General features: G+C 72.2%; 20 protein-coding genes and 1 pseudogene. 10 read left to right on the top strand and 11 right to left on the bottom strand.

Translation table 11 applies throughout. The features are described from left to right. The first annotated feature begins 78 nt into the window (after positions 1–78). A complete protein-coding gene (locus ACRRSS_RS02180) occupies positions 79–216 on the top strand; it encodes a hypothetical protein (RefSeq protein ID WP_351897207.1) in 138 nt (45 codons plus the stop codon). On the opposite strand, the gene ACRRSS_RS02175 is transcribed toward ACRRSS_RS02180, so the two are convergent. From ACRRSS_RS02175 to ACRRSS_RS02165, 3 genes are read right to left on the bottom strand one after another with little or no spacing between them, the layout of a single operon-like run. Further along, positions 213–890 carry a UbiX family flavin prenyltransferase gene (locus ACRRSS_RS02175; protein ID WP_435969522.1) on the bottom strand — a complete coding sequence of 226 codons (678 nt, stop codon included), beginning with the start codon at positions 888–890 and terminating at the stop codon, positions 213–215. The genes ACRRSS_RS02180 and ACRRSS_RS02175 overlap by 4 nt on opposite strands. A 30-nt stretch (positions 891–920) precedes the next feature. Continuing rightward, positions 921–1,823, bottom strand: a complete 903-nt coding sequence (mqnP, locus tag ACRRSS_RS02170) for a menaquinone biosynthesis prenyltransferase MqnP (RefSeq protein WP_435969521.1) — start codon at positions 1,821–1,823, stop codon at positions 921–923. After that, a complete protein-coding gene (locus ACRRSS_RS02165; RefSeq protein WP_435969520.1) occupies positions 1,820–3,277 on the bottom strand; it encodes a menaquinone biosynthesis decarboxylase in 1,458 nt (485 codons plus the stop codon). Before ACRRSS_RS02165 ends, mqnP begins: the two co-directional genes overlap by 4 nt. A 90-nt stretch (positions 3,278–3,367) precedes the next feature. Here ACRRSS_RS02165 and ACRRSS_RS02160 point away from each other — a divergent pair, with 90 nt between their 5' ends. Together ACRRSS_RS02160 and ACRRSS_RS02155 are read left to right on the top strand one after the other, a co-directional pair. Beyond that, positions 3,368–3,730 (top strand): PLD nuclease N-terminal domain-containing protein, encoded by a 363-nt coding sequence (locus tag ACRRSS_RS02160; RefSeq protein ID WP_435969519.1) that lies wholly within the window; start codon positions 3,368–3,370, stop codon positions 3,728–3,730. Next, positions 3,730–4,614 (top strand): LysR family transcriptional regulator, encoded by an 885-nt coding sequence (locus ACRRSS_RS02155; protein WP_435969518.1) that lies wholly within the window; start codon positions 3,730–3,732, stop codon positions 4,612–4,614. Before ACRRSS_RS02160 ends, ACRRSS_RS02155 begins: the two co-directional genes overlap by 1 nt. Here the strand turns inward: ACRRSS_RS02155 and ACRRSS_RS02150 are convergent. The 4 genes from ACRRSS_RS02150 to ACRRSS_RS02135 all read right to left on the bottom strand — a co-directional run bounded on the left by ACRRSS_RS02150 (position 4,517) and on the right by ACRRSS_RS02135 (position 6,291). Continuing rightward, a complete protein-coding gene (locus ACRRSS_RS02150; RefSeq protein WP_435969517.1) occupies positions 4,517–5,446 on the bottom strand; it encodes a DMT family transporter in 930 nt (309 codons plus the stop codon). The genes ACRRSS_RS02155 and ACRRSS_RS02150 overlap by 98 nt on opposite strands. A 101-nt stretch (positions 5,447–5,547) precedes the next feature. Next, entirely contained in the window at positions 5,548–5,739 is a 192-nt protein-coding gene (locus ACRRSS_RS02145) for a hypothetical protein (protein ID WP_435969516.1), read from the bottom strand. A gap of 112 nt (positions 5,740–5,851) precedes the next feature. Further along, a complete protein-coding gene (locus ACRRSS_RS02140; RefSeq protein WP_435969515.1) occupies positions 5,852–6,100 on the bottom strand; it encodes a hypothetical protein in 249 nt (82 codons plus the stop codon). Then, a complete protein-coding gene (locus ACRRSS_RS02135; protein ID WP_435969514.1) occupies positions 6,097–6,291 on the bottom strand; it encodes a hypothetical protein in 195 nt (64 codons plus the stop codon). Before ACRRSS_RS02135 ends, ACRRSS_RS02140 begins: the two co-directional genes overlap by 4 nt. A 170-nt stretch (positions 6,292–6,461) precedes the next feature. Between ACRRSS_RS02135 and ACRRSS_RS02130 the strand changes: the two genes are divergently transcribed. Both ACRRSS_RS02130 and ACRRSS_RS02125 read left to right on the top strand, forming a co-directional pair. After that, complete coding sequence (locus ACRRSS_RS02130) at positions 6,462–7,214, top strand: DUF6879 family protein (protein ID WP_435969513.1); 753 nt, start codon at positions 6,462–6,464, stop codon at positions 7,212–7,214. 16 nt (positions 7,215–7,230) lie between these two features. Further along, positions 7,231–7,419: pseudogene (locus ACRRSS_RS02125) on the top strand (helix-turn-helix domain-containing protein); the annotation flags it as partial. A 59-nt stretch (positions 7,420–7,478) separates the two neighbouring features. On the opposite strand, the gene ACRRSS_RS02120 reads toward ACRRSS_RS02125, so the two are convergent. Then, positions 7,479–7,802, bottom strand: coding sequence for a hypothetical protein (locus ACRRSS_RS02120; RefSeq protein WP_435969512.1), 324 nt, complete (start codon positions 7,800–7,802; stop codon positions 7,479–7,481). Then, a complete protein-coding gene (locus tag ACRRSS_RS02115) occupies positions 7,799–8,023 on the bottom strand; it encodes a hypothetical protein (protein WP_435969511.1) in 225 nt (74 codons plus the stop codon). Before ACRRSS_RS02115 ends, ACRRSS_RS02120 begins: the two co-directional genes overlap by 4 nt. Before the next feature lie 286 nt (positions 8,024–8,309). Between ACRRSS_RS02115 and ACRRSS_RS02110 the strand changes: the two genes are divergently transcribed. Then, positions 8,310–8,573: a GntR family transcriptional regulator gene (locus tag ACRRSS_RS02110; protein ID WP_435969510.1), complete on the top strand. Its 264-nt coding sequence runs from the start codon at positions 8,310–8,312 to the stop codon at positions 8,571–8,573. A 46-nt stretch (positions 8,574–8,619) separates the two neighbouring features. On the opposite strand, the gene ACRRSS_RS02105 is transcribed toward ACRRSS_RS02110, so the two are convergent. Further along, positions 8,620–8,979: a DUF6247 family protein gene (locus ACRRSS_RS02105; protein WP_435969509.1), complete on the bottom strand. Its 360-nt coding sequence runs from the start codon at positions 8,977–8,979 to the stop codon at positions 8,620–8,622. Positions 8,980–9,105: 126 nt separating this feature from the next. Between ACRRSS_RS02105 and ACRRSS_RS02100 the strand changes: the two genes are divergently transcribed. From ACRRSS_RS02100 to ACRRSS_RS02085, 4 genes are all read left to right on the top strand, one after another. Next, the gene (locus tag ACRRSS_RS02100) at positions 9,106–9,558 is read left to right on the top strand and encodes a nucleoside deaminase (RefSeq protein ID WP_435969508.1); all 453 of its coding nucleotides are present in this window, start codon (positions 9,106–9,108) and stop codon (positions 9,556–9,558) included. Then, positions 9,551–10,594: an isopenicillin N synthase family dioxygenase gene (locus ACRRSS_RS02095; RefSeq protein ID WP_435969507.1), complete on the top strand. Its 1,044-nt coding sequence runs from the start codon at positions 9,551–9,553 to the stop codon at positions 10,592–10,594. Before ACRRSS_RS02100 ends, ACRRSS_RS02095 begins: the two co-directional genes overlap by 8 nt. Positions 10,595–10,748: 154 nt before the next feature. After that, positions 10,749–12,827, top strand: a complete 2,079-nt coding sequence (locus ACRRSS_RS02090; protein ID WP_435969506.1) for a hypothetical protein — start codon at positions 10,749–10,751, stop codon at positions 12,825–12,827. A 4-nt stretch (positions 12,828–12,831) separates the two neighbouring features. Further along, positions 12,832–14,451 carry an ABC transporter substrate-binding protein gene (locus ACRRSS_RS02085; RefSeq protein ID WP_435969505.1) on the top strand — a complete coding sequence of 540 codons (1,620 nt, stop codon included), beginning with the start codon at positions 12,832–12,834 and terminating at the stop codon, positions 14,449–14,451. Between the two features lie 96 nt (positions 14,452–14,547). Here ACRRSS_RS02085 and ACRRSS_RS02080 read toward each other — a convergent pair whose 3' ends face one another. Continuing rightward, positions 14,548–15,081: an SRPBCC domain-containing protein gene (locus ACRRSS_RS02080; protein WP_435969504.1), complete on the bottom strand. Its 534-nt coding sequence runs from the start codon at positions 15,079–15,081 to the stop codon at positions 14,548–14,550. Positions 15,082–15,089: the final 8 nt, after the last annotated feature.

The following is a 15,089-nucleotide window of genomic DNA, read 5'->3' as shown; positions in this document are numbered from 1 at the left end:
AGTTTGGGTATAGAATCTAAGGTACACAGGGAAGACGCCCTGTGAATCTTTCAGCAGATCAAAGACGATCTTTCAGGAGTGGTGTTCACCGTGTACACGATCGAGATGGCCTACGCCCGTATGCGCGAGCTGCAGGAGATGGCCAACCGCTCGCGTGCCCACCAGCCGACCGCCGCCGCGAAGCGTGCCGAGAAGAAGCACGCCAAGAAGCGCTAACCAGACCGGGGGGTCGCTCCACCGAGCTCTCCCTCCCACCGGCGGTACAGCCGATGCGGCACCCCTGCCGCGTCGAGCACCCGCCCGGCGACGAAGTCCACCAGATCCTGGATGTGCGTCGCCCCCGCGTAGAACGCCGGAGAGGCGGGCAGCACCACGGCGCCCGCCTCGTCCAGCGCCACCATGTGCCGGAGCGTCTGCCCGTTCAGCGGGGTCTCCCGCACGGCGACCACCAGCGGCCGCCGCTCCTTCAGCGTCACGCTCGCGACCCGCTGCAGCAGGTCCTTCGAGAGCCCCAGTGCCACTCCCGCCACCGCCGCGGTCGAGGCCGGCACCACCAGCATCCCCTTCGCCGGGTACGAACCCGAGGACGGCCCCGCGGCCAGGTCGCCGGCCGCCCAGTACCGCACGTCCGCCAGCCGGTCCGCCACGTCGAACGTGTCGGGCTTCCCGTCGGCGCCGCGCGCCAGCCAGGCCGCCAGGTCCTCGCGCCAGTGCGCGTCCCGGAAGGAGATCCCCGTCTCGTCGAGCAGCGTGAGCCGCGAGGCGCGCGACACGACGAGGTCGACGCTCTCCCCCGCGGCGAGCAGCCCCCTCAGTACGGCGGCGGCGTACGGCGTGCCCGACGCCCCGGAAACCCCCACGATCCAGGGGGTGCGCTTGCCGTCGTTCATCCGTCGAGCCTATCCGTCATCGGGCCGGGGCTACGGGGTGAGCCCGCGGACCAGCAGGTCGAGGAGGGCGCACACGAACAGGGCGATCCCGATGAACCCGTTCACCGTGAAGAACGCCCGGTTCAGCCGGGACAGGTCGTTCGGCTTCACGATCGAGTGCTCGTAGCAGAACGCCACCGCCGCGATCACCAGACCGGTCCAGAGGAAGACCCCCGCGTCCGTGACCACCGCGTACCAGACGAGCAGTCCGGTGGCGACGACCGCCGAGGCGCGGGCGCCCCACAGCGCGGCCGGGATGCCGAAGCGGGCCGGCACGGACATCACGCCGTGCGCGCGGTCCGCCTGGACGTCCTGGCAGGCGAAGATCAGATCGAAGCCGCCGATCCAGAAGCCGACCGCGAGGCCCAGGATCACCGCGTCCCAGGACCACTCACCCGTCACCGCGAGCCAGGCCCCGATCGGCCCTATGGCCTGCGCGAGGCCCAGGATCGCGTGCGGGAAGTTCGTGAACCGCTTGCCGTACGGGTAGACCACCATCGGCACCACAGCGAGCGGCGCGAGCGCGAGGCAGAGCGGGTTGAGCAGGGCGGCGGCGCCGAGGAAGACCACGACGGCGATCCCGGCCCCGGTCCACGCGGACCGCACGGAGACCGCGCCGGTCACCAGCTCGCGGTGGGCGGTCCGGGGATTACGCGCGTCGATCTCGCGGTCGATGATCCGGTTGCACGCCATGGCGAAGGTCCGCAGACCCACCATGCAGACGGTGACGAGGAACAGCGTCCACCAGTGGATGTTCCTGTCCACCTGGTACATCGCGGTGAGCGCGGCGATGTACGCGAAGGGCAGCGCGAAGACCGAGTGCTCGATCATCACGAGACGCAGGAACGACTTCGTACGTCCCGGCTGCGCGCCGGGTACGGCGGCCGTGGTCACAGGCCGTACTCCTTCCAGCGACGGTCCACGAGGGCCGCCGTCGCCGGGTCCGACTCGACCATGTCCGGCCAGCCGCCGTCCCGGGTGTAGCCCTCCTCGGGCAGCTTCTTCGTCGCGTCGATGCCCGCCTTGCCGCCCCAGAACTGCTGGTACGAGGCGTGGTCGAGGTGGTCGACCGGCCCCTCCACCACCGTCAGGTCACGGGCGTAGTCGGTGTTGCCGAGGGCCCGCCAGGACACCTCGTGCAGGTCGTGCACGTCGCAGTCCTTGTCGACCACGATGATCAGCTTGGTCAGCGACATCATGTGCGCGCCCCAGATGGCGTGCATGACCTTCTGCGCGTGCTTCGGGTACTTCTTGTCGATCGAGACGATCGCGCAGTTGTGGAAGCCGCCCGACTCCGGCAGGTGGTAGTCGACGATGTCCGGCACGATGATCTTGAGGAGCGGCAGGAAGAACCGCTCCGTCGCACGGCCGAGCGGACCGTCCTCGGTCGGCGGCCGGCCCACGACGATCGACTGGATCAGCGGACGCTTCCGCATCGTCACGCAGTCGATCCTCAGCGCGGGGAAGGGCTCCTGCGGCGTGTAGAAGCCGGTGTGGTCGCCGAAGGGACCCTCCGGCAGCATCTCGCCGGGCTCCAGCCAGCCCTCGATGACGACCTCGGCCTGCGCCGGGACCTGGAGCGGGACGGTCTTGCAGTCGACCATCTCGATCCGCTTGCCCTGCACGAAACCGGCGAAGAGGTACTCGTCGATGTCGCCCGGCAGCGGGGCCGTCGAGGCGTACGTGACGGCCGGCGGGCAGCCGAAGGCGATCGCGACCGGCAGCCGCTCGCCCTTCGCCGCCGCGACGGCGTAGTGGTTGCGGCTGTCCTTGTGGATCTGCCAGTGCATGCCGATGGTGCGCTTGTCGTGCCGCTGGAGCCGGTAGAGGCCCAGGTTCCGCACGCCCGTCTCCGGGTGCTTGGTGTGGGTGAGCCCCAGGTTGAAGAAGGAGCCGCCGTCCTTCGGCCAGGTGAAGAGCGCCGGGAGCCTGTCGAGGTCGACGTCGTCACCGGTGAGCACCACCTCCTGCACGGGGGCGTTCTCGGCCTTCACCTTCTTCGGCGGCACGTGGACCATCGAGCCCAGCTTGCCGAAGGCCTCGCGGACGCCGATGAAGCCCTGCGGCAGCTCGGGCTTGAGCAGGCCGCCGATCTTCTCGCTGATCTCGCCGTACGACTTCAGGCCGAGGGCCTTCAGCAGCCGGCGGTCCGTCCCGAATACGTTCATCGCGAGCGGCATCGAGGAGCCCTTGACGTTCTCGAAGAGAAGCGCCGGACCGCCTGCCTTGTTCACCCGGTCGACGATCTCCCCGACCTCCAGGTACGGGTCGACTTCGGCCTTGATGCGCTTGAGGTCGCCTTCACGCTCGAGAGCCCTGAGCAGCGAGCGGAGATCGTCGTAAGCCATAGGGGCAAGTATCGGTCACCGGCTACCCTTGACCTGTCACCGGGGCCGCCGAAACGCGCCCCCGCCACCTCTTCCAAGGGGCTCTCCCACATGCTCAGGGCGCTGCTGTTCATCCTGCCGCTGGCGCTGATGATCTACGCCTTCATCGACTGCCTGAACACCCCCGAGGAAGAGGTCAAGCACCTCCCGAAGCCCGTCTGGGCGATCGTCGTCCTGCTGTTCTCGGTGGTCGGGGCGATCGGCTGGATCGTCGCGGGCAAGGAGCGGCGGCCGAGGACGGGGCGCGGAGCGGGAGCGGGCGGCTGGGTGGCGCCCGACGACAACCCGGAGTTCCTGAAGTCCCTCAAGGACGAGCAGCGGGGCGACGACACCGGCCCGAAGGCGGACGACGAGGACCGGAAGAAGAGCGATCCCGACCGCGAGCGGGAGCGGGACGAGGACACCGAGAACTGATGGAGCTGCGGCTCCTCGCCACCTTCGAGAAGGTGGCCACGGTCCTCTCCTTCACCCGGGCCGCCGCCGAACTCGGCTACGCGCAGTCCAGCGTCACCGGCCAGATCAAGTCACTGGAGTCCTCGCTCGGCGTGGAGCTCTTCGAGCGGCTCGGCAGCCGCATCCGGCTCACCGGGGCCGGGGAGCGGCTCCTGCCGTACGCCCGCCGGATGAGCGAGCTGGCCGAGGAGGCGCGAGGAGCGGTGACGGAGGCGGCGGAGCCGTCCGGCCCGATCTCCGTCGGGACCATGGAGTCCCTCACCTCCTACCGGCTCCCGCCGCTCCTGGAGTACTTCCACCACCGCTACCCGGGGGTGCGGCTCACGCTGCGGCCGACGCTCGGCGACGAGACGCGTCAGGCGCTGCGGCAGGGCACGTACGACGTCGGCTTCCTGATGGAGCCGGACACGGAGCACGAGGGACTGGAGTCGGAGGTCCTGGCGCCGGAGCCGCTGGTCCTGGTGGCGGCCCCGGACCACCCCCTGGCCGGCCGCACCGCCCTGCCGACGGAGGACCTGGCGGCGTCCCGCCTCCTCGGCACGGAACCGGGCTGCCCGTACCGCGACCTCTTCGAGGAGGAGCTGCGGGAGTGGGCGCCGCCGTTCATGGAGTTCGGCACGATCGAGGCGACGAAGCGCGGCGTGGCGGCGGGCCTCGGGGTGGCGCTGCTGCCCCGGGTGGCGGTCGCGGCGGAGCTGTCGGCCGGGACCCTGGTCCCCCTCCCCTGGGAGGCCCCGTTCACCCTCTTCACCCAGCTCGCGTGGCGACGGGGGAAGCGGCTTCCGGCCCATGTGCGGCTGTTCGTGGAGCAGGCACGGCGACTGGTGGCCGAGCAGCGAGGGTGACCTTGAGGCTGGCGAGGACGATCAGCGGGACGCCGAGCGCCTGGACGAGCCCGATGTGGTGCCCGTACACGGCCCAGTCGACGCCCATGGCGACGGCGGGGTAGACGAAGGCGAGCACGGCGATCTTGGCGAGGGGCAGCCGGGCGTAGGCGGCGTACATGAGCACGTACATCACCCCGGTGTGCACGACACCGAGCCCGACGAGCCACACCCATCCGCTCCCGAGCCCGCTCACCCCGCCGAAGTCGACGAACGGCAGCAGCGCCGGCAGCCCCACGAGGACCTGGACGAGCGCGATCAGATGGGGCCGCACTCCGCTGATCCGCTTGGTGACGAAGGTGGCGAGGGCGTAGAGGACGGCGGCGGCGAGGGCGAACCCGAGCCCCTTGAGGGAGGCGGTCTCGCCCGGCCGCACGCCGGAGACGAGGACCAGCCCGACGAAGGCGAGCGCGAGCCAGCCGAGCTTGCCGGCGGAGATCCGCTCCCTCGTGAACACCGCGCCCAGCAGCACCAGGAAGAAGGGCTGCGTGTGGTAGACGACGGTGGCGAGCGAGATCGAGGCGGCGTCGTAGGCCTCGAAGAGGAAGACCCAGTTGAAGACGATGAACACCCCGCCGAGGGCGGCGAGCCCCAGCGACCGCCCGGTGAACCCGTGCCCGGTGAGGAACCCCCGCGCCAGGCTGTAGGCGCCGAGCGCGGCGGCGCCGAAGAGGCACCGGAAGAACACGACCTCGAAGGGCGAGGCCCCGGACTCGACGACGAAGACGCCGAGGGTGCCGGAGAGCACCATGGCGAGGGTGAGTTCGAGGGCTCCCCGCGTTTCGTTTCTCATGACAGGGACGCTACGAGCGCTCCGGGACCCGGTCCACGAGCCAGTGGGGACAGCTGCCGATACCCCCGATCGGCTGTGCCGATCGGGGGTGTCGGGGGAGGTCAGTTGTCGGATCCGACGGTGTTGTCGTGACCGGCGTTGAAGATGTCGTCGTGCGCGAACTGGAGCCAGTCGCCGAAGACGATGGTGTGCGAGGTTTCGGGCTCGTAGTCGACGTAGACGTCGGCGCTGGCGGCACCGGCGGCGCCGAGGACGAGGGCACCGGTGGCGAGGGCGGTCAGCAGGGAACGCATGGAAGACCTCTCGGTAGAACGGCAGAACACTCCGCGAGTCCACGAAGCACCCGGCAAGCTAAGTCCACGGACCCCCGCACCTCCGGCCGCCGGGCCGCTGGGACCCGGGCTCTCAGCCGATCGGCGGCAGGGACGGGGCGACCCGTGGGCGGTCGGCGCTGCGGACGACCGGCACGACCGACTCGGGCGGAACCAGCCACTCCCTGCCGCCGCGCTCGGGCCGCAGGAACGCCATGGGCCGCCGCCGACGCTCACCGGGCATGTCGGCGGGGTCCTCGTAGTCGGCGATGACGTCACACAGAACGCCAACCCTCCCGGCGCCGTCCTGGACGCGCCCGCCGATGTCGCCGAACGTGATCACGAGTGGCCCCGGGGGTGCCGCCGCAGGAAGACGTTGCAGTCGGACACGGTGGTGAGGTCCCCACCGGCCCGTGCGCGGTCCCGCACGTGGGCGAGCTCGACACAGCCGGCACAGCCTTCGACGGGCTCGGGGTCCGGGGCGGGAAGGGTGAGGTGAACGGGGCCGCTCATGGTCGTGTTGCGGTTCTCCATGAACCCGACGTTAGGGAGGGCACGTTGGGGCGGACCACGGGGTGTTCTCGATTGTTCTCGTCCTCCGCGCGATGTTCTCGACATTTCTCCGGCGATTCCCTTCACCCGGTGGTGGCGGCCCCCGGATGCCCGGAATGCTGAGCGGACACCGCCCCGAAGAGAGGACGCCCATGCCGCGACGACTGCGCTTCAACGGGACCGACAGCATGAACGGCCAGTGCCCCGCCGTACACGAGGACCTCGACACCGGTGAGGTCGTCGTGCAGGGCGTACCCGTCACCGACCCCGAGGACATCGCCCAGTTGCAGCACTTCGGCACCGGGGACGCCGCCGTCGTCGTTCCGCGCGCACTGCTCGTGAACCACGGCCCCAAGGAGATCGAGCGCGTGCCGCGGCTCATCACCTCCCAGGAGTTCGGCAAGCTCTTCGAGTCCTTCGAGTACACGGCGTGGCACCTCGAAACCCGGCGGGGATACGCGTCCGACCGCGCCGACGACGCCTTCCGGACCTTCGTCGAGACCGGCTCCGCCCCCTGGGACCTCGACAACCCGTGGTCCGTGAACATCCGGCGCCAGACCGACGCGGGCAAGAGCGTCGGCCGGGTACGGGTCGTCGACTCCCCGCCCACCCAGGGGCAGCTGTTCCTGCTGGACTACGCGCGGTGCAACGCGGCCACGGGTGAAGACGTCCGGAACCTGTGGAGGGCGGACGCCGACCGGGTCAGACTGCCCGCCGAGGACTACTGGATCTTCGACTCGCGCGTGGTCGCGGTCCTCCACTTCGACGGCGACGACAACCTGCTCCACATCGAGGCGATCACAGAGCCCGCCGAGGTCCTGCGGTACGTCCAGGTGCGCGACGCGGCGCTGCGTCACGCCGTCCCGTACGACCGGTTCGCCGCACAACTGACCACGCTGGAGTAGCGGTTAGCGTGTACCGGTGAGCACGGACTACCAGCAGGCACGGGAGGCCCTCGGGGCACGGCTCCGGGAGCTACGCGTCTCCGGCCCCGGCTGCCGGCTCACCGGTACGGCACTCGCCCAGCGGCTCGACTGGCCGCGCGCCAAGATCTCCAAGCTGGAGAACGGCCGCCAGACGGCGACGGCCGAGGACCTGCGGGCCTGGGCGCCGGACCCTGAGCGTCTGACGGCGGCGGCCGAGACGCCCAGGGCCCGGGCGGTGGTACGTCAGTGGCAAGGGCACCCGCACACCAGGTAGCTGACCCCCTGGACCCCGCTCTCCCGGGGCACATGCTCCCGGCAGTGGTCATGGCGGCCCACGACGCAGCGCGGTGACCGGAACTCCGGCTCGGGCGCGGTCGTGAAGGCGTAGGCCAGCAGGGACACGCTCACCGCGTCGGCGATCTCCGGAGTCACCCACCAGCCGTCGCCCGCCCGGTCACGGTGCAGACCGTCGTGCCCGACGTCGAGCACGCAGACCGAACCGCCCCACACCGGCCGCACCACCTCGGCGACGGCGAGCACGGACCGCCGTGCCCCGCAGCGGCTCATCGGGCCGCGCCCGCGTGGATGTTCCGCTGGTCGACGTCCACCCCGACCGTCGCCAGCCACAGCGCCCGCCGTCGCCGACGCTGCACGGCCCGCGCCGAGACCGGCGCCAGATAGGGCCGCTCAAGGGGCGAGCGGGAGCCGTCGAGCGGCGCCGTCTGCTCCCGGGCGTAGGGGGACCGCCGGTTGGGCGCGCGGTGACGCGGCGCGGGAGGCGGGGACACCGGGCGAGGGTGGGCGACCGGGCGAGGACGGTGCCTGCCGGTGGGCGGCAGGGTCAGTACGAGCAGCCCGAGCAGTACGGGAATCAAGGCCCGGCCCAGGAGGCGCGCGATAGGGTTCCGCACGTCATCAACTCCGTTGGTAGTTGGTGGCCATGCCCCGGGGCCGGTAGGACGGTCGCCGGGGTTTTTCGTTCGCGCCCACCGTAGTGCGTGATGCACCGTGATGCATCACGCTGTAGCTAGAGCCACCCATACGTGACTTTGTATGACTATCTAGCGTGGGACCATGACCCTTGATCCGCAGTCGGGACGCCCCCTGTACATGCAGCTGGCCGACGTGATCGCAGCGAAGATCGCGACCGGGGAGTACGCACCCGACCGCGTGATCCCCACGCCCGGCCGACTCGCCGAGGAGTACGGCATCGCCGTACTGACCGGCCGCCGGGCCATGCGTGAACTCCGGGAGCGCGGACTGATCTACACGGTCCCCGGCAAGGGCTCCTACGTCACGCCCGCCACCGGCGGAGGCACGCCCTCGCCGGCGGAGTAGCTCGTCCACGCGCCGATGGGGAGACCTCACGGCCAGGCCGATCGGCTCAGCCGATGACGGCGCCCACCGCCTCGTGTGCCGCACGAATGATGTCCCCTGCGGTCCGTACGTACCGGCGGCTCTCCTCCGGGTCCTCGGAGACCTGGGCCAGATATTCGGCACGGCGCAGTGCGCGGGCGGTGTCGGGGAATCGCTCGATCTCGATGATCGCGGCCCACTGGACCAGGAACATGCGCAGAGGCGTGATGCTGCTCTGCTCGATGGCCTCGGTCACGGCCTCGCGCTGGCTGGCGTCCATCTCGGACAGCCGCTCCGGAGCGACGACGGCGAGGGCCGCCCGCAGAGCAGCGGGAGTCCGCTCGGGGCGCGGGACGAGTTCTCCGGTGTGGTGAGGCGGTGTCGTCACCATGTCCTCCAAGGGATGTTCGACCAGCGTATTCAGCCGTAGCGCGGCCCGGCCAGCGACCACGGAACGGCACACGAGGAGCCGGGCGGGCGTGACGTCGGCGCCCCACCGGGGAAGGCTCCCCCCATGGATCAGGAACAAGCCCGCCGGTGGCTCGCCACCGCCCTCGACGAGGCTCGCACCGGGCTCGCCGGAGGGGGGATTCCCATCGGGGCCGCCCTGTACGGGCCCGACGGCACCCTCCTCGGCCGTGGCCACAATCGGCGCGTGCAGGACGGGGACCCCTCCCTCCATGCAGAGACCGCCGCCTTCCGGGCCGCCGGGCGGCAGCGCTCGTACCGGGGGACGACCATGGTCACGACCCTCTCCCCGTGCTGGTACTGCTCCGGCCTCGTCCGGCAGTTCGGGATCTCGCGCGTGGTCGTCGGGGAGGCCGAGACCTTCCACGGCGGGCACGACTGGCTGTCGGAGCACGGGGTCGAGGTGCTCGTGCTCGACGACGCCGAGTGCGTCGGGCTGATGCGCGAGTTCGTCGAGAAGCACCCCGCCCTGTGGAACGAGGACATCGGCCATGAGTGAGGCGCGCGGTCGGGCAGGGGGAGACAAAGCCGGAGCGCCCGGGGCCGGTGAGACCCGGGGACCCCGGACCGGCGAGGCCCTGGCGTCCAGGGCCCGTGAGGCCCGGCTGCCCACCATCGACCTCGGGCGCGACCCCGCCTCCCAGCTGCCCGCCGTCGATCACGCGCTGCGCGAGGCCGGGTTCCTGCTGGTGAAGGGTCACGGCGTGGACCCGGAGCTACGGGCGGCGATCCGGGCGAGCGCGCGCCGCTTCTTCCACCTGCCGCCCGCCGCCAAGGAGCCGTACGCCGTGCGGGTCGGCGGGCGCGGCTGGCTGGGGCCCGGCGCCGAGGCCAACGGGTACGCGGAGGGGACGGCGACCCCGCCCGACCTGAAGGAGTCGCTGTCGTTCGCGGCGGACGAGCCGACCGGCGACCCCGTCGTGGACGCCGAGTGGTTCCTGCCGAACACCTGGCCCGCCGAGGTCCCCGAGCTGAGGCCCCTGGTGGAGACGTACCTGGGAGAGATGAAGGAGCTGTCCGACCGGGTCCTCGACCTGCTCGGCGTCGCGCTCGGCGAGGAGCGGGACTTCTTCACCCGGCACACCGGGCACCCCACGTTCGGCTTCAACGTCAACTGGTACCCGGGGCGGGAGCGGACGGGCGAGCCGGAGCCGGGGCAGTTCCGGATCGGGCCCCACACGGACTTCGGGACGGTGACCGTCCTCGACCGGGAGGCGGGCAAGGGGGGACTCCAGGTGTTCACCGAGGCCGACGGGTGGCGGGACGCCCCGTACGACCCCGCCGCGTTCACCGTCAACATCGGTGATCTGATGGCGGGTTGGACGGGCGAGCGGTGGCGTTCGGGACGGCACCGGGTGCTGCCGCCGCCGGCCGACGCGCCCGAGGAGGAGCTGATGTCGCTGGTGTACTTCTACGAGTGCACCCCGGGGACGACGATCCACGGCATCGAGTCGCACGGCTACCTGCGGGCCCAGCTCGACGCCATCGCCACCACGGACCGACCCGCCGCCAGGAACGGTCCCGCCACGGACTGACCCGTCGCCAGAAACAGCCCCGCCCAGGTCGACCCCTCGCCAGGAGCGGCCCCGCCACAGACCTGCAACGCCTCCACAACAGAGTCGAAAAGCCCAACGCTTTCCCAACACACCGTCGATATCCTGGAGTTGACTGTGACGGGGGTGACGGGGCGTGGACAGAGAGCTGTACGGCCGCGAAGCGGCACTGCACGAGACCGGGCTGGTCGCACGTCTCAGCGGGCTCACGGAGCGCGCCACCTCACGGGTGCCGTTCGAGCACGGCGACGACCCGCCGGTGACGGTCTTCACCGGTGGCCGCGGCACGGGGAAGACGGCCCTGCTCAAGGAGGTCCGCAACCGCTACAAGGGGTTCACCCCGCTCGCCCTCCTCGACTGCGCGCACGTCGAACCGCCCGCCGACCACGGCCCCGGCTGGACCCCGGTCACCGGGGCCCTCGCCGAGCTCGCCGTACAGCTGTCGCCGAAGGTGCTCGGCGCCCGGCCGGTGAGGTTCCCCCGGCTCTCGCTCGGCCTGGTGGCCGTAGCCTCGCTCGGCTGGTCCCAGGAGGACGACGAGCGGGCCCGCCGTGATCTCCAGCGGCTCGGACCGCTGCTCGCGACCGTCGACGCGACCAGGGGCGCCGCGACCAACTGGGTCGGCAAGGTCCTCGCCAAGCTCGCCGCCACCTTCGCCGAGGCCACCGTGCCGCTCGCCGGACTGCTCGCCGAGGCGACCGTGGAGACCGTCCTGGAGGAGGTGTTCGGTCGCCTCCAGCGCACCTCCGAGAGCTGGTACGGCACCTACCGCAACGCGGGCGGCCGCGGGAAGGCCGGGCTCCAGCAGCTCGCGATCGACTTCGAGCAGGGCGGCAGACGCCGCCGCGAGGCCGAGGACTTCCTCGTCGGCGCCCTGACCGAGGACCTGCTCCACCCGTACGTCGGCATGCGGCGCGGCAGCCGGATCGGCCGCCCGCTGCTCCTCCTCGACAACGCCCACGAGCCGCTCGGCCGGCAGCTCGTCGAACCGATCCTGCGCGCCCGCGCCGACGGTCGCCGCGACCGGGTCGTCGTCCTCGCCTCCTCCCGCGTCCACGAGCACGAGGGGCTGCGGCACGCCACCAGGGCCCGGCTGCCGGAGACCGCCCACCGGGCGCCCTGCCCGCGCGACGCCCGCGTCGGCTCCGGCATCCTCGCCGTCGAGCTCACCCCGCTCTCCCCCGCCCAGACCCGGTCCGTCTTCGACCGCCACGACCCGGCGGGGCGCACCCCGGCCGAGCTGGCCCGCGCCGTCCACCGGCTGACCGGCGGCCGGCCCCTCGGCGTGGCCCTCCTCGGCCGGGCCGCCGGCGAGGCCCCCGCGGCGGTCCGGGCCGCCCTCACCCCGGGCCGGCTGCTCGACCTGACCGTGGAGCTGCGCGAGGACTCCCCGCCGGTCCCTCTCGCCCCCACCCTCCTCGCCGAACTGCTGCCGGTGAACCGGCCGGGGCCGTACGCGGTGCTGGCCGCCGCCCACGACGAGGAGTCGGCCCGGATGCTCGCCCACGCCCGGCTCCAGGGCGAGTCCCTGGACGGGGACGTGGCACTGCGCGTCCGCGACCGGCTGCGGGCCGAGAACTGGACCGCGCCCGCGCCGGAGTCGCGCCACTTCGTCGCCGACCCGCTGCTGCGCGCCCTGCTCCTGCACCGGCTGCGCTTCGAGGACGACGACCACCCCCGGTACGCGGCCTGGCGCGCGGTCCACGAGACCCTGCGCCGGCACTACGGCCCCGCCCCCGGCCCGTACCGGCTCCACCACGATCTGGCGCTCGGCCGCACCGAACCGGCCGTCACCCGGCTGCGGACGACCTTCGCGGAGCCGGACGTCCTGGGCTGGCTGGGCGCCCTGCGGTTCATCGGCTCCGCGCCGTACCCCCGGGAGCGCGGCCGGAGCGGGCCCGACCCGCGCCGGGCGATCGCCCTGGGCCAGGGTCCGGCGGACGACCTGCCGCCGGAACTCTCCGCCGAGGCCGGCGAGGTCGTCGAACTCCACCTGTCCATACGGCGGTTGCTGCACGCCGTATGGCTGCTCACCGATCCGCTCGCACTGCCCGACGACGAGGTGGCCGACCGCCTCGCGCACGAGCTGCGCCGGCTCTCCGGCCGTCATCTGTCAGGCAGCGGTTCGCTCTGGGACGCGGCCACCCACTGGCCGCGCGACATCCGCGCCTGGCGGGAGCTCTCGCTGCCGCCGGGCCGCGAGGACGGAGTCTGACGCCATGCCCGACCGACGGACCGAGCAAGGACCCGAGCAAGGACCCGGCCGAGGACCGGGCCGAGGACCGGGCGGCCGACCCGACCGACCGCTCGACCGGGTGCGGCGCCGGGTCTTTCGGACGCCCCGCCAGAAGGTCGTCACCTCGATCGTCGTGGCCGCCCTCGTCCTCGGCCTGGGCGGCTACGGCGTCGTACGGCTCACCACCCCGGAGGACCGTTCCTGCGCGACCGGCGTCGAGAAGCCGGTCGGCAGCAGCGAGTGTGTCGGCGTCAACGGCGACGGCCATGCCTTCGGCATCCCCGAACTCGCCGAGATCGCCGGGGCCATCGGCCGCGAGAACGCCACGCTGAAGCCCGGCGAGTACGCGACCGTCGCCGTCCTCCTGCCGCTGACCTCGACCGACGGCGGCATGCGGGTCAAGGTGCTGCACGAACTCCAGGGCGCGTACGCCTACCAGTACCGGGCCAACCACGCGTCCAACAGCGAGACGCCGAAGATCCGTCTCGTCCTGGCCAACACCGGCAAGGGCAACGCCCACTGGCGCGGCACCGTCGACCGGCTCATCGCCATGACGGGCGGCCCCGACCGGCTGCGGGCCGTCTCCGGCGTCGCCACCTCCTCCACCCAGGTACGGGAGGCGGTGGCCGCCCTCACCGGCGCCGGGATCGCCGTCGTCGGCACCACCATCACCGCCGACGACATCGCCAACAGCCCCGCGGCGGGGAACCGCTACCCCGGTCTGGCCCGCGTCTCCCCCACCAACAGCGACGAGGCCAGGGCCCTCGCCGCGTACGGCCGGGTCGACGCCGCAAAGGCCCTCCTCGTCGAGGACACCCGCGACGGCGACCACTACACCGACACCCTCAAGACCGCCTTCTCCGACACCCTCAAGGGCGCCCCGTACGAACCGCAGCTCTTCACCTCGCCGCCCGACCCGACCGAGGAGGGCACGACGGCCAACACCTTCCGGCAGATCACCCATCTGATCTGCGACACCCGCGCCGAGACCATCTTCTTCGCGGGCCGCCACACCCAGCTGCGCCAGTTCATCAACGCGCTCGGCGCGCGCGGCTGCGTCGACCGCCCGTTCACGATCCTGACCGGCGACGAGGGCTCGTACCTGGGTGCGGACGAGAAGCTCGACCGGAACGCCCTGAAGGCGAAGCTGACCGTGCGGTACGCCGCGCTCGCCCACCCGGACGCCTGGAAGCCGGCGGCGGGGCGGCCGGTCCCGGCGACCGGCGGCTCGGTGGCCGCGTACACGACGTTCACGGCGGACATCGTCCGCGCCGCGAAGGAGCCGGTGGCGCTCGCGGACGGCCAGGCGATCATCGCGTACGACGCGATGGCGACGGCGGTCCACGCGATCCGCCAGGCCACCCCGCAGGGCGCCCAGTACCCGGAGGCGGCGGCCGTGGGCACCCAGTGGCCGCAGGTCAAGGGCTCGCTGCGGGTCCAGGGCGCCAGCGGCTGGATCTGCCTCGACAACTACGGCAACCCGTACAACAAGGCGGTGCCGATCGTGGAACTGGCCCAGGACGGCTCGCAGCGCTTCGTCCAGATGGCCTGGCCGGAGGGCCGCCCTCCGGCGGCGGCGTGCCTGCCGCCGAAGCGGGGCTGACCCACGGGCCCGCGGGAACGAGGACCAGCGCCGAAACGGGGCCGACCCCCGGCCCCCCGGACCCGCGGGACCACGGCCCCGCAGGTCCGAGGGCGCCTACGGCTCCCACTTCGGCCAGGGCGCCTCGTCCCGCTCGTACAGCCGCCGCAGCTGCTCCCACCGCTCGGCCGACCAGGAGCCCCAGTCGGCGGGGGTGCCGTCGAGGGCGTCGGCCAGCAGCTCGAAGTGGTCGTGCCACCCCGCGAGGCAGTCCAGCCGGTACGCGCGGGTCCCGCGCATCTCGTTGGTGAAACGCAGCACGGTCGACCCGCCGCCCCCGTCGGACCCCGGCTCCAGATGGAACCGGATCCGTCCGTGCGTCGGATCGACCGTGTACTCGGCCACGTACTCCGGGTCCCAGGCGGTCACCCGCCCCGAGACCACCGTGTCGCCGTTCAGCCAGCGGAGGGTGACCGGGCCGCCGAGCCGGGGCTCCAGGGGGTCCGCCGCGCACAGCCACCCCGCCAGCCCCTCGGGGGTGGCGACCGCGGCCCACACGTCGGGCGGGGGATGCGGCAGCTCGACGGCGAACCGCAGCAGATGCGCGTCGCCGTCGTGGGTCTCGCACCTGCCCCGGGGTATCTCGCTCATACCTCAAG

This window comes from Streptomyces sp. Qhu_M48, from assembly GCF_051305195.1.
Classification (GTDB): Bacteria; Actinomycetota; Actinomycetes; order Streptomycetales; family Streptomycetaceae; genus Streptomyces.
Note: the sequence above shows the minus strand (reverse complement) of the source record. Positions and strands in the feature narration are given on the sequence as shown.